The organism is Pseudomonas tremae, assembly GCF_023278125.1.
In the GTDB taxonomy this organism is placed as follows: Bacteria; Pseudomonadota; Gammaproteobacteria; order Pseudomonadales; family Pseudomonadaceae; genus Aquipseudomonas; species Aquipseudomonas tremae.
This window is the reverse complement of the sequence record NZ_CP066270.1, coordinates 2,620,403-2,633,242: the sequence shown is the minus strand read 5'-3', so window position 1 is coordinate 2,633,242 and position 12,840 is coordinate 2,620,403. Positions and strand designations below refer to the sequence as shown.

The window sequence follows — 12,840 nt, the reverse complement described above, 5'->3', positions numbered from 1 at the left end:
ACGAAGCGCGCACTCATACGTAGGTACCCACTAATTTCATGCTGCTCACACCTTCCTGCACCTTGAGCAGCTCGGCACTGGTGTGATGGCAAAGAATCTCACTACCGCCGGCGATTTTGCCGCGCGGTGGCGCGCTACGATTGCACAGGCCGTCGATGCGCACCGGGCAGCGATCAAGAAACGCACAGAGATTCGCTACGTTGGTCTGCTCGCCAATCGACGGCAGCTTGCCTTTAGCGGCTCCGCAGGTTTCCAGCCAGCCCTGGCGCAGCTCCGGCACCGAATTGGTCAACAGGTTGGTGTAGGGATGGAACGGCGCCTGGGCGAACGCACTCTGATCACCGGCCTCGACCTTGTAGCCGCTGTACATCACCACTATGTCGTCACAGAGCGCACGAACGGTGGATATGTCATGACTGATGAACAGGAAGGAGACTCCCAGTTCGCGGCGCAGGTCGCGCAACAGTTCAAGAATCGCCGCGCCCACCACTGTATCCAGCGCCGAGGTCACTTCGTCACAGAGGATCAGATCCGGCTCCGCCGCCAGCGCCCGCGCCAGGTTGACACGCTGCTTTTGGCCGCCGGACAACTCGCCGGGCCGGCGTTGCGCAATGCTGGCCGGCAACTGCACCAGCTCCAGCAATTCGACCACCCGACGCTGCTGCTGCGCGCCGCTCATCCCGTGGTAGAAACGTAGCGGGCGACCGAGGATCTGTTCAATGCTGTGCTTTGGGTTCAGCGCCGTATCAGCGTTCTGGAAGACGAACTGAACACGCCGGAACTGCTCTCGGGTGCGCCCCGCCAGCTTCCTGCTGAGCGGCTGACCGTCCAGCAGGATACGTCCGGCCGACGTTGGTGCCAAACCGGCGATGGCCTGCGCCAGCGTGGTTTTCCCCGACCCCGACTCGCCGATCACGCCGACCGCCGCGCCGCGCCGGATCTTCAGATCGACATTCTGCAGCACCTTCTTGGTGCCGTAGCAAATCTCCAGACCGTGGATTTCGAGCAGCAGATCCTCTTGCGCCGAAGGTACCTCTTGAACGCCCGCTCTCAGGCGAGCTGCCGGCCTTATCGCGGCCAGCAGGCTGCGCGTATAGGGATGTTCAGGTGCAGCCAGGATCTGTTCGGTAGGGTTGTTTTCCTGAATCCGGCCGTCGCACAGTACGACGATGCGGTCGGCCATCTGCGCCACCACCGCCAGATCGTGGGAGACGTAAATAGCCGTGGTGCCGCGTTCTCGTACCACCTTTTTGAACGCCCGCAGCACTTCAATCTGGGTCGTGACATCCAACGCCGTGGTCGGCTCATCCAGAATCACCAGTGCCGGATCGGTTATCAGCGCCATCGCCGCCATCAGCCGTTGCAGCTGCCCACCCGAGACCTGGTGCGGATAGCGCGAACCAATGCGTTCCGGTTCCGGCAGAGCCAGTTCGCGGAACAGCTCGACGGCCTTGGCCTGCGCCTGCTTGCGTGACAGAACGCCATGGATCAGCGCGCTTTCGATCACCTGTTCCATGATGCTTTTGGACGGATTGAATGCCGCGGCCGCACTCTGGGCGATATACGCCACGGTGCGCCCGCGCAGCTTTGCCAGCTCGGTATTCGACAGTTTCAGGACGTCGATATCACCGACCCGTATAGAGCCGCCGACGATACGGCAACCCGAGCGGGCGTAACCCATCAGCGACAGCGCTATGGTGCTCTTGCCGGAACCCGACTCGCCGATCAACGCCAGAACTTCGCCTTTTTTCAGGCTGAAATCGGCACCGTGCACGATGGGTATATTGATGCCCTCTTCGTTACGTGCAACCACACGCAGGCCACTTACCCTGACGATTTCGTTCATCTCACTTCTCCATCTAGCGATTGGATCGGCCGCCGAAGCTGTCGATGAGCAGGTTCACACCCATAGTCAGGGTGGCTATGGCGACCGCCGGTACCAGCACGGCCGGGGCCCCCGCCGAAAGGCCATCGATATTTTCCCGCACCAGCGAACCCCAGTCGGCGTCCGGTGGCTGCACGCCCAGCCCAAGGAAACTCATGGCGCTTAGCAGCAGCACCACGTAGACGAAGCGCAGACCAAAGTCGGTCAGCACCGGGCGCAGCATGTTCGGCAGTACTTCGATGAAGATGATGTAGGGCATGGCTTCGCCTCGAGTACGCACAACCTGGATAAAGTCCATGGTCATGACGTTCACCGCCGCTGAACGCGCCATCCGAAAGGAACCCGGCATATAGGCGAATGCGGCCATCAGCAACAACAGTGGTACCGAGGAGCCGAACGTAGCCACTATCAGCAGGGCAAAAATCTTGTTTGGAATCGCGATCAGCGCATCCTGGGTACGACTTATGAATGCGTCGACCCAGCCACCGGACGCAGCCGCCACCAGCGCCAGTACGACGCCAGCAGTGCAGGCTATCGCTGTGGCCGTCAACGCCACACCGATGGTGAAAGGCGCGCCGTGCAACAAGCGGCTGAGGATATCCCGCCCCAGGTAGTCGGTACCCAATGGGAACGCCAGGCTAAGCGGGCCGAAGTAATCATCACTGATCATTGCGTTGGCATCGTAGGGCGCCAACAGGGGCCCGGCGACGGCCATTAGCGCCCAGAAGGTCACGATCAGCAAGCCGATGACGCCGCCTATAGACAGGGACAGCCGACGCCCGCGTGTTCGCAGCGGCTGGCTCGCTCCATCCTCATCCTGATTCCGGCCGTTATCCTTGCCACTGCCGATACTCGTTTTAGGTGAAATACTGTTCGGTTTCATTTGCGCAGCCTCGGGTTGGATAGGATTGCACAGAGGTCAGCCAGCAGAACCAACACCAGAAAACCCAGGCTAAACAACATCACGCATGCCTGTATCAATGGCATGTCACGCGTGACTACACCGTTTACCATCAGTGTTGCTACGCCCGGATAGTTGAAGATCGACTCGACTATGACTACGCCGCCCAACAGGTACGACAGGCTCAGCGCTATGGCATTGGCGATCGGCCCGATAGCATTGGGTAATGCATGACGAAGCACTACCCGTATCGGCCCTGCCCCTTTGAGCGTCGCCATTTCGACATAGGAGGCGCTGAGCTGATCGACCACCGCGGCCCGCGTCATGCGTGCCATCTGCGCCGTCAGTACGCAACACAGCGTCAACACCGGCAACGCATAGACGTGAACCAGTTCGCCAAACGACTCGGTCTCGACGCTACGCGACAGCGCCGGCAGCCAGCCCAGCTTGACCGCGAAGATCAGTACCGCGACGGTGGCGATCAGGAACTCCGGCACGGAGACAGCGAACACCGTCAGCATGTTGCTGTAACGGTCGAAGATTGAGCCGCGGTACATCGCTGACAGAATGCCTATGACCAACGCCAGCGGCACCGAGAACAACGCGGCGATCGCTCCCAGTTTCAGGGTATTGGGCAGCCGGCTGGCGATCATCTCGTCAACCGGCATACCGTTGACCAAGGAAACGCCAGGATTACCGGTGATCAGCCCGCCTAACCAGTTCACGTAACGCAGGTGCACGGGTAGATCAAGGCCTAACTGCGCGCGCAGCGCCGCCAGCACTTCTGGCGTTGCCTCTTGGCCGAGCTGTTCCTGGACCGCGTCACCCGGTAGCAGGTTGGTGAGGAAAAACACCACGAGCGAAACGAAAAGCAGCGTTATCACGCCTACAGCCAATCGACCACCAACCAAGCGTGCAATAGTACTGTTCATAATTCATACCTTCACTTAGTGGCGCCTGCATAAGCTGCAGGCGACACCCTGGTTATCGAGCTGTCGTTTCCCTAGTTGCTCAGGCATCCAGCCAGACGTTCTCGGCGAACATGTAACCCATCATCCCACCGAGTGGATGAGGGGTAAGTCCTTTCAACTTGACGCTGTGGCCATCGAGGCTGCTGTTGAACTGCGCAATACCGACACCGCAGTGTTCATTCACCAGCACCTGCATATCGCCATACATCTGCTTACGTTTAGCTTCATCAGTCTCGCCGCGCGCAGCGACCAGCAACTGGTCGAACTGTTCGTTCTTCCAACCCGATTCGTTCATGCCCGCGCTGGACTGGTAGAACAGGCTGAACATCAGGTCGACGGTCGGGCGCGCGCCGATGTTGCCGAAGTACAACGGATGCTTCATCCAGTGACTGGACCAGTAACCATCCGCTGGCATCCGTTTGATATCCAGCTTGAGGCCGATCTGCTGCCCGGAGAGCTGCAGCAACTGCGCGATGTCCACTGAGCCAGTAGCGGCGTCGGAACACACAAGGGGCAAGGGACGTCCGGCCATGCCGGATTTCTGCAGGTGGAACCTGGCCTTATCCAGGTCGTACTCACGTTGTGGCAGACCAGCGAAGTAGTAACGATTGCTGGGGGCGACCGGCTGGTCGTTGGCGATCACGCCGTAGCCCCGGAAAGCAACCCGATTGATCTGTTTGCGATCTTGCAGATACTTCATCGCCAGGACAAAGTCCGGGTTCTGCACCGGGCCCAGATTGTCGCGCAGCCCTAGGTTGGTATAGCCACCGGTCGGGGTCTCCATCAACTCTACCTTGGCACTTTCCTGAATGCGCGCAACCGAACGCGGATTGATCGGATTAATCAGGTCCACATCACCGGCAAGCAGGGCACTGATACGAGCAGCCTCGTCGGGGATCGAGAAGAATTCGATCTCGTCGAGGTAAGGCAGGCCCGGCTTCCAATAGCTGGCGTTGCGCGCGCTGATCGAGCGCACACCTGGCTGGAATTCCGCACATTTGAAAGGCCCGGTGCCGTTGGCGATGGCGAAATCGGTGGTACCGTCGCGCACGATGAGAAAATAAGTAGTGGCAAGGATCGCCGGCAGGTCGGCATTCGGGCTGACCAAGCGGATCTGCACCTCATGTGGTCCAACGGCCTTCACCTCCTCCAACTGCTGCGCAATGGCCACCACCCTGGAGCCAGTCTCCGGTAGCTTGTGGCGGTTCAACGAATAGACGACGTCGGCCGAAGTGAATGGCCTGCCATCGTGGAATACAACGTCCTTGCGCAGCTTGATGGTCCAGGAGATCGCATCATCTGTATCGAACGACTCCGCCAGAGCCATGCGCGGCGTCAGTTGCGCGTCCAAGACCGCCAAGCCGTTATAGAACATGTTGTGCCGACAGTAGTCGGTGTAGTTCGCGCCCTTTGCCGGGTCCAGCGTATCGGCGGTCGAGCTTGTCGATGTGGCAACCTTGATGCGGCCACCCTGCTTGCCTTGACCCGTACTTGCTGAGGTTGCGGCGAACACTTGGCCGGCCGAACCGAACAGGCTGCCCGCGCCAGCGGCAGCAATCCCTGCGACCCCCAGCATGCGCAAGGCATCACGGCGCGACATACCACGATTGAGCCCTTCAAAAACACGCAGGCTTTCTTGGCCTGTGATCAATTGGGAGTCGACTTTGTTTTTATCGTCAGTCATATCGGTTCTACCGTTTGAAGGTTCGAATGCTCCCGCATTGCCGAAGCGTTTTTGCAACGTGACGCAACTGCATAAATTCAGTGTATTGGTCCCGTAATCGTTTAATACGCCATTACCTTCGTCAGGAACCAGGATTTGCCGAAATGCCCAAGAGTGGTCAGGAATAGGCAGACGGCATTGCGGCCGCGCTCAACCTAGGGCCTGGCTGAAGATCGCATATTGCTTGACCGTGTCGTCCGATACCGGTGCCTGGCCGCGAACCATGCGCACCGAGGGCCCGGCTAGTGCCAGCCCGAGGCTTTCCACCCAAGTGCCAAGGCCGCTTTCGCCGGTCACATCGACGCGCACGAAGGAACCGGAGTAGGTTCGCGCCCAATGGGCGATCAGGGCCTTGGCACGCTGTGTATCGGGGGCCACCACTGGGCCGATCACACGGCCGAGGCCGAAGGGGCGCATGATGGAGAATCCGATCGCTTCGCCATTCTTTTCGATCAGTACGCCCTCGGCCACATTTAGCACTTGCGCCATAAACTCTTCACGTGGCATGCCAAGGGCGCGCGTTGCCAGTGCCGCCAGCGCTTGCAGATCGCCGGCCGCAACCGGACGGATGCGCTCTCCCGCGGCAAGTGCAAGTGGGGACGGTTGCTGCATCATGCCCTGATGATGGTCGACGGTGCCGGTCGGCACGAAGCCCAGCTTTTCATACAGTGGCTGTCCGACCGGGGTGGCCGTGAGCAAGATGCAGCGCTCGCCCAGTTCCTCAAGCACCAGGTTCATCAGTTCGCGACCGATGCCCTTGCCTTGCCGTTCCGATGACACAATGATCATGCCGAGCGAGGCATGGGTATTGCCGAATTTCCAGCACAGCCCGGTGCCAGCCAGCGTACCGTTTTCCTGCGCCACGAAACCCGTGCCGAGGCGGTACATTAACTGCCAGTCTTCGAGGCGATGCGCCCAGTACACCGCCTGCGACAGTTCATGTGCCGAGGGAAGGTCATCCTCAGTCATCCGGCGATAAGTGACGCCGGCATTCCTCGTTTGATTGGTCATGGTTTCTCTCCTCGGACTTGCAACATTCGCAGGATCCTGGCTTCTTCCCGGAACGGTGTGCCGTCATCGGGACTCCGCGAGAAAGCCGTTTCAGGCTTGGCTGGGTGGGTATGGCCTAAAAATCAGCGACCTTGCCCCATGCGGAACTGCTGAACCGGCCCGGCCGGTACGGTACAGGGTCAACGATCGGTTCGGCACCACTGGCAAGGTCAGCGATCAGGTGGCCGGCTCCAGGTGCAATGCCGAAGCCGTGTCCGGAAAAGCCTGCTGCGAGGATGAAACCTGGCACCCCCGGTACCTCGCCGATGCCGGGAACACCGTCCGGCGTGCAGTCGACGAAGCCGGCCCACGCGTGCGTGATCTTTGCATCGTGAAGCTGGGGCAACAGTTCAACGGCGCGGCGGTGGGTCTCCCTGATCGTGGACAAACAGGGCTTCGGATCGAGGATGCGCATCCGCTCCATGGGGGTCGGCGCATCGAGCCGCCAGCGCCTTAGCGTTTCGTGCCCACCCTGAATGCCTTGCAGGCCTCCCGGAAGAAGGTTGCGCCAGCGCTCCGCGAACATGGGCAAGAATTGCGGCGCGAATCGCATGAACTGCGGCGTCACGTCCACGCGTGCGCGGCCGCTGATGGCCAATGCGTAGCGTCCGTCGTTGCGGCGCGTGAAGGACACGCCTTTCGTAAACAGGGCATCCGGCAAGCAATGTTCCACAGGGGACACGCTCAGGATCGATTGGCGTATAGAAGCTTGGGGAAACCGGATGCCCAGCTGACGGCAGAACGAGGAGGCCCAGGCCCCACCGGCAAGCACAACCGTCTTGGTCTTGATGACCCCGGCTTCGGTCACCACGCCGCTAACCCGCCCGCCTTCGGTCTCGATGCCGCGGGCGGCACAGTTCTGGTGGACACTGCCGCCGAGCTTTATAAGCGCAGCTGCCACGGCCGGCGCAGCCTTACCAGGATCGGCGGTGCCATCGGTGGGCGAGAAGACGCCGCCCTTCCAGGCGCGACCGGTCGCTTGCCCCCGCTGGGCGGCCTCGCGGCTGCTTAGCATGTGGGTTGTCACGCCGGCGCTCTTGGCAAAATCATGCCAGCTGGCCCAACGAGAAATCTCGGCCTCATCGTTACTAAGAAACAAGAGCCCGCAGCGACGAAAACCCGTGTCTTCACCGCTCTCAGCGGCAAATTGCTCCCAGAGATCAAGGCTCTTGCTCGCCATGGGCAGTTCGCGGGCGTCGCGGTTCTGCTGCCGGCACCAGCCCCAATTGCGGCTGGACTGTTCAGCCCCAATCCTCCCCTTCTCGACCAAGGCGACGGATACGCCGCGCTTGGCCAGGTAGTAGGCGGTAAAGACACCGATGATGCCGCCGCCGATCACGACGACCTCGGCGGAGGCAGGTGGCTTGGAGGATGTGTTGATGTGGTTCAGTGGTGGGGACATGATGGGTCTCGCTAGTCAATTCAGGCCTGGACGCTTTGGGTCACATAGAACTTCGCCACGCGATCGCTGCTTTCCCATCCAACCTGCGCGCCTTGAGGCACGAACAGTGCGTCGCCAGTGCCCAGCGACAGCACGCTGCCGTCAGGAGTCGCGAACCGCACGCCGCCGGCCAGCAGGTACATGAATTCGTTGATGCGATGCGGGCGAACAATCCGGTGGTACGGTGTCGAATCCCAGGTGCCCGCGCTGTACTGCGTGCCGTCCTCGGTGAATACATTGTCCTTGCGGCATTGCGGGGGCTGGCTCAGCAGTGCCTCTGCGGGCAGCGAGGCGGATGGCTTGAAGTCGGCGTCAGCGTATAGCGGGAACAGCCCGCGTCTTGTCGGCTTGTCGCAAGCGGCCGCGCAAAACACGAATCGCGCGCCCGATTCGGCCTGGATGCGAAGCTCCGTACCGCACCCGATGACAGCACCCGCTTGCGGGCCGAGCACCAGCGGGGCCGCTCCGGCTGCGGTCAGGGTCAGCTCTCCCTCGACGACGACAATGGTTTCGTTGTGAGGGAAGCCCGGAACTTCAAGTTCACCGATGAAACTGGTTCGACCCGCGATCATCGAGTCGGCTCCTTCCCAGGCAATCTCGCGATGTCGTGCAAAAGGATCGTCCTTACCGAACGCCGCTTGGCGGAAGGAAGTTGAAACGGGTGCACCGTCGGCGCGATGCAGCACTTGGGCTACGGTCATGATTGCTCCTGCGCGTTGCGCGATGATTTCTCTGAAGACCTAGCCGGCGATTGCCAGCAACACTTCACATGCCTCTGCGTCCAAAGCCACCGCACAGTGCTCAACGCCATGCGGTACGACGATGAACTCTCCCGGTTCGACAATCTCTTCACGGTCACGGAATTTCATGAGCAGCCGCCCCCGGTGAACAAAAAACAGTTCATCGTCGTTCTGTCGAAATGACCAGTTGGAGGCGCCCTTGAACATGGCGACCTTGATGTGCGTGTTGTTGATCTGCCCCTCGACTTTGTCGGCAAACACGGTTGACAGGTTCTTCTTGCGAATTGGCGAAAGATGCTTGTTCAGAGCGGCGACGTCGCGCAGGATTGCGTTGAGCTGACTGGGCACGTCCTTCCCATCGGCAGGGTATTGGCCGTCCAAGGCCGCAGTCCCGATCGTGAATCCAGCTGCGCCTGCACCCTGAACTATTGCAATTCTCTCGGGGCTTGCGATTGAGCCTGCAACGTAGACAGGCTTGGAGACTGCAGCACAGACGGCCCGCATCAACTCGGGCACGTTCTCCGCCGAACGGTATGCCAGCAGATCCAGGCCGTGCACACCATCGCGCGCTGCCATCGCCTTGGCGCTGTCGACAATCTCCTCGATGCTGCCTTCCAGCACGCTCGGGTGACCGGTGATCAGACCGGGGAAGGGGAAGTACTGGATGCCGGTCTCCTTGATGATCGGCAGCACGTCATCGACCCGCGTGCCACCAAGAAGAATGTCGACGCCGATCTCGACAGCCGCCTTCGCTGACACGATTTCGCTTTCTCGGTCCAACGACACGACCTCCAGGTAGGAAGTGGCACCGCCCGCCTTGATGGCTGCATTGAGGCTCTTCAACTGCTCGATCGGCAAGCCGATGTCCTTGAAGCCGATGTGTCGAACACCGAGGTCGAGCGCCGTTTGGAGTTGCTGCGATGCGTCTGCAACCGTGCGGTCATTGCGCGTGAGCATGAAAATGAAGCGAAGTCCCATGATGGTTCCCTTTCAATTAGTTTTGCGTGGCCTGCGCAGCTACAAGACGCTTTGCATAGGCAAGTGCAGTTTCCAGGCTGGCGTGGTCGGCAATACCCCGGCCCGCGATGTCAAACGCCGTGCCGTGATCCGGGCTGGTGCGGACAAACGGCAGGCCCAGTGTGATGTTCACTCCTTTTTCCAGACCGAGATACTTCACAGGGATCAGCCCTTGATCGTGGTATTGGGCTACGACGACATCGAATCTGCCCATCCGTGCCTGCATATAGACTGTGTCGCCTGGATGTGGGCCGCTGGCATCTATACCTTCGGCACGGGCCGCTTCAATTGCAGGCAGGATGATCCTGATTTCCTCATCGCCAAACAGGCCGCCTTCACCGGCGTGCGGATTGAGACCTGCAACGGCTATACGTGGGCTCGGGAAGCCGAGCGCCTTCCCGCCCTCGTGGGCAAGGCGGATGGCCGACATCTGCGCGTCGAAATCACCCTGTTCGATCGCTTTGCGCAGTGAGGTGTGGATCGTGACGAGCACCGTACGGATGTCGTCGTTGGCCAGCATCATTGCCACACGACTGGCGCCGCCATACTCGGCCAGAATTTCCGTATGGCCGGGGTAGCGAATTCCGGCGCTGCTCATCGCCTCCTTATTGATCGGCGCCGTGACGATACCGCTCACCTCTCCGGACTTGGCTGCTGCTATCGCTGCAACGATGGCATCGAAGGCCGCCTGCCCGGAAATCGCGCTGATCTGCCCGAGTGGTGGAGGCTCGACGATCCGGGTGGCCTCGATGACTTCAATGACGCGCGGCTGGAACTGCGCCGCATCGGGCACATCTATGCGTCTCACCTCGATGTCCAGGCCCAGCCGACGCACGATGTCCTGCATCACGATACAGCTGCCGAACACGACCACGCGTTCGCCGCCCTTCGCAAGTAACTTCGCAACGATTTCCGGCCCAATGCCGGATGCATCGCCCATCGTCAGGGCAATTGGAGGAAAAATATTTTTCATAGTAAATCCTTGTGTATGGCTTGGGCTGCACCGCGTATCCGCGCGATAGCGCGCTCTAGAGAGTCGTCACTGCCAAAGCCACCGGCTTTCATGGCAAGCAGGAGCGTGCGTCCCCCGCCAAGCTTGGCGCGAGAAAGAGGAAAACCGGGTTCCAGTTCTTGCAGGACCTCGAACTCACGAACGTTGAGAAGATCCAGGACAGCTTCCATCGTGTCGCCGCCGGTCGCGATTAACGCGCCGAAGCGTGTATCTTGAAGTTCGCGCGCCGCGTCGTCTGCAATGCGTCGCAGCACCGCAGCCGGGTCGCGCTCGCGCGTAGCGGGTCCGCGCAGCAGCGTGACGCTGCTGAGCTCCCGGACCAGATCTGCCTGTCGGTGGCTGCGCGGATTCGCGCTTCCAATGACGACCAAAACATCGTTACTGATGCAATCAAGCAATTGCGGTGCAGTCTTCGCCGGCACAAAACGCCGCGCCAGGGCTACCGCCATTCCAGGAGAGCCAAGCCACAGGATAGATTCTGGGTCCTCGATAGAAGCAATTTGCGCGTCGAGTTCTTCCTGCGTTACCGCATCGAGCAGCGTGACATCTTTGATGCAGTTCGGGACCAGATCGACAAGCGCAGAATGCCGCGCCGGGTGCACAGGGTCTTGGCCATACACACTCTCGGAAACCGGGATACCGTCAACAAACTGAATTCCGCCCACCGTCGTACGTCCGGCTTGGGGAAAGGCTGGTGCGAACACCAGTGATCTACGGCCGCTCGCCGCAAAACATGCCTCAAGCTCTTCCGCGATATTGCCGCGTAGCGTGGAGTCCACCGTCTTGTAGAACACGGCGCAACCGGAAAGCAGTGAGGTCAATCGTGCGACCTCCTCACAAGCTTGCGACAAAGTAGCGGATCGCGAACCGCTATCGACAGCGACGACCGCTGCTGTTTGACGTGGAAGCTGGCCCCTTCCGATTTGCGCGCTCAGTCCGCGAGCGACGAAAGGTGCCGCGCCATCTGCCGCACTGGTCAGATCGTCGGCGAGGATCCCGATATTGGGTTGATTATTTGTAAGCATTAGGCCCCCAATATTCGGTTGATGTCTTCTGCACATGTATCGATTGTAAAAATTCATTCACACTATAAAAAGCGATAGTTTCTGATCACTATTGGTGATAATTTCTCACCAATGGACCATTCAGAAATACCTTCGCTCGATGACCTGCGAGCATTCGAAGCAACAGCGCGGCTGGGTTCAGTCCGGCGTGCCGCTGACTCGCTCGCGCTCACGCACGGCGCTGTTAGTCGCCGCATCACCAAACTCGCCGACGACATCGGGGTCAAGTTATTCGAGAGGAATGGGCGAGGCCTGCGGCTCACACCGGCCGGCGAGACACTCAACCTCACCCTTGGCAGGTTTTTCGGCGAGTTGGCCGCCACCATGCAAAGCCTGCGTGCTATCAGTGTCGGGAAAACGGCCCTGGTGCTCTCCTGCGAACCTTCAGTTGCCATGCGCTGGCTCATTCCGCGGCTGGGGGGATTTCAAGTGGCGCATCCAAACATCGCCCTCCACCTCTCCGTGGGTGGCGGGCTGGTGGACTTTCGCAAGAGTCAGGTGGATCTCGCTATTCGACGGTTAGATTTCGCTGTACCCGAGACGTGGAATGTCCGGCCCCTTTTCCCCGAAAAGGTTGGGCCTGTCATGAGGCCGGAATTGGTGCCGAATTTCGAACACGGCGACTATCTTGCTCTCGGGTCGAAGACGCGACCTGACGCATGGGCGCAATGGCTGAGCACCCATCCGTCGGCGCTTCGGCCCACAGAAATCCGGTACTACGACCATCACTCTCTGATTGTCGAAGCTGCAGCTGCAGGCCTTGGTGTCGCCCTCAGCCCGCTGATACTCGCTGTTGACGATGTGGGACGAGGAAGCCTGGCGGCACCTGCTGGCTTTGACCCTGACGGCAGTCAATATGGGTTGATATGGTTAGGGTCGAATGAACTGCAAGGCGTGGAGTTTGAACTCGCTGAGTGGCTTCTAGCGCAGTTCAGGCACCTAAGGCCCTAACTCCTTCGAACAGATCGCACCGCAACTCAAAATCGCGATCTCACATTGTCTGAAAGGCTGCCACAAAGTGGATGAGCCGCGCACA

11 protein-coding genes are annotated in these 12,840 nt (G+C 60.1%); 1 reads left to right on the top strand and 10 read right to left on the bottom strand.

What is annotated here, in order from left to right; translation table 11 throughout:
* Window positions 1–13: 13 nt before the first annotated feature.
* From I9H09_RS11985 to I9H09_RS11940, 10 genes are all read right to left on the bottom strand, one after another.
* The gene (locus I9H09_RS11985) at window positions 14–1,846 is read right to left on the bottom strand and encodes an ABC transporter ATP-binding protein (protein WP_122311723.1); all 1,833 of its coding nucleotides are present in this window, start codon (window positions 1,844–1,846) and stop codon (window positions 14–16) included.
* Window positions 1,847–1,859: 13 nt separating this feature from the next.
* Window positions 1,860–2,768: an ABC transporter permease gene (locus I9H09_RS11980; RefSeq protein WP_005894206.1), complete on the bottom strand. Its 909-nt coding sequence runs from the start codon at window positions 2,766–2,768 to the stop codon at window positions 1,860–1,862.
* Window positions 2,765–3,718 carry an ABC transporter permease gene (locus I9H09_RS11975; protein ID WP_005894205.1) on the bottom strand — a complete coding sequence of 318 codons (954 nt, stop codon included), beginning with the start codon at window positions 3,716–3,718 and terminating at the stop codon, window positions 2,765–2,767. The genes I9H09_RS11980 and I9H09_RS11975 overlap by 4 nt, the downstream gene beginning before the upstream one ends.
* A 79-nt stretch (window positions 3,719–3,797) precedes the next feature.
* Complete coding sequence (locus tag I9H09_RS11970; RefSeq protein WP_005894204.1) at window positions 3,798–5,441, bottom strand: ABC transporter substrate-binding protein; 1,644 nt, start codon at window positions 5,439–5,441, stop codon at window positions 3,798–3,800.
* Window positions 5,442–5,630: 189 nt separating this feature from the next.
* Window positions 5,631–6,491, bottom strand: a complete 861-nt coding sequence (locus tag I9H09_RS11965) for a GNAT family N-acetyltransferase (protein ID WP_005894203.1) — start codon at window positions 6,489–6,491, stop codon at window positions 5,631–5,633.
* 115 nt (window positions 6,492–6,606) lie between these two features.
* Window positions 6,607–7,932, bottom strand: a complete 1,326-nt coding sequence (locus tag I9H09_RS11960; RefSeq protein WP_054997340.1) for an NAD(P)/FAD-dependent oxidoreductase — start codon at window positions 7,930–7,932, stop codon at window positions 6,607–6,609.
* 20 nt (window positions 7,933–7,952) lie between these two features.
* On the bottom strand, window positions 7,953–8,672 hold the full coding sequence (locus I9H09_RS11955; protein WP_054997339.1) for a cupin domain-containing protein: 720 nt from the start codon (window positions 8,670–8,672) through the stop codon (window positions 7,953–7,955).
* Window positions 8,673–8,711: 39 nt separating this feature from the next.
* Complete coding sequence (locus tag I9H09_RS11950) at window positions 8,712–9,668, bottom strand: cupin domain-containing protein (RefSeq protein WP_201769832.1); 957 nt, start codon at window positions 9,666–9,668, stop codon at window positions 8,712–8,714.
* A gap of 37 nt (window positions 9,669–9,705) precedes the next feature.
* Entirely contained in the window at window positions 9,706–10,701 is a 996-nt protein-coding gene (gene pdxA / locus I9H09_RS11945) for a 4-hydroxythreonine-4-phosphate dehydrogenase PdxA (protein WP_005894197.1), read from the bottom strand.
* Window positions 10,698–11,765 (bottom strand): four-carbon acid sugar kinase family protein, encoded by a 1,068-nt coding sequence (locus I9H09_RS11940; protein WP_122346975.1) that lies wholly within the window; start codon window positions 11,763–11,765, stop codon window positions 10,698–10,700. Before I9H09_RS11940 ends, pdxA begins: the two co-directional genes overlap by 4 nt.
* A gap of 111 nt (window positions 11,766–11,876) precedes the next feature.
* On the opposite strand from I9H09_RS11940, the gene I9H09_RS11935 reads away from it, so the two are divergent.
* Window positions 11,877–12,755 (top strand): LysR family transcriptional regulator, encoded by an 879-nt coding sequence (locus I9H09_RS11935; protein ID WP_122325538.1) that lies wholly within the window; start codon window positions 11,877–11,879, stop codon window positions 12,753–12,755.
* Window positions 12,756–12,840: the final 85 nt, after the last annotated feature.

Bases quoted from the DNA above. Each gene is read 5' to 3' on its own strand.
- I9H09_RS11985 (WP_122311723.1), bottom strand. From the start codon at position 1,846: ATGAACGAAATCGTCAGGGTAAGTGGCCTGCGTGTGGTTGCACGTAAC.
- I9H09_RS11980 (WP_005894206.1), bottom strand. From the start codon at position 2,768: ATGAAACCGAACAGTATTTCACCTAAAACGAGTATCGGCAGTGGCAAG.
- I9H09_RS11975 (WP_005894205.1), bottom strand. From the start codon at position 3,718: ATGAACAGTACTATTGCACGCTTGGTTGGTGGTCGATTGGCTGTAGGC.
- I9H09_RS11970 (WP_005894204.1), bottom strand. From the start codon at position 5,441: ATGACTGACGATAAAAACAAAGTCGACTCCCAATTGATCACAGGCCAA.
- I9H09_RS11965 (WP_005894203.1), bottom strand. From the start codon at position 6,491: ATGACCAATCAAACGAGGAATGCCGGCGTCACTTATCGCCGGATGACT.
- I9H09_RS11960 (WP_054997340.1), bottom strand. From the start codon at position 7,932: ATGTCCCCACCACTGAACCACATCAACACATCCTCCAAGCCACCTGCC.
- I9H09_RS11955 (WP_054997339.1), bottom strand. From the start codon at position 8,672: ATGACCGTAGCCCAAGTGCTGCATCGCGCCGACGGTGCACCCGTTTCA.
- I9H09_RS11950 (WP_201769832.1), bottom strand. From the start codon at position 9,668: ATGCTCACGCGCAATGACCGCACGGTTGCAGACGCATCGCAGCAACTC.
- pdxA (WP_005894197.1), bottom strand. From the start codon at position 10,701: ATGAAAAATATTTTTCCTCCAATTGCCCTGACGATGGGCGATGCATCC.
- I9H09_RS11940 (WP_122346975.1), bottom strand. From the start codon at position 11,765: ATGCTTACAAATAATCAACCCAATATCGGGATCCTCGCCGACGATCTG.
- I9H09_RS11935 (WP_122325538.1), top strand. From the start codon at position 11,877: ATGGACCATTCAGAAATACCTTCGCTCGATGACCTGCGAGCATTCGAA.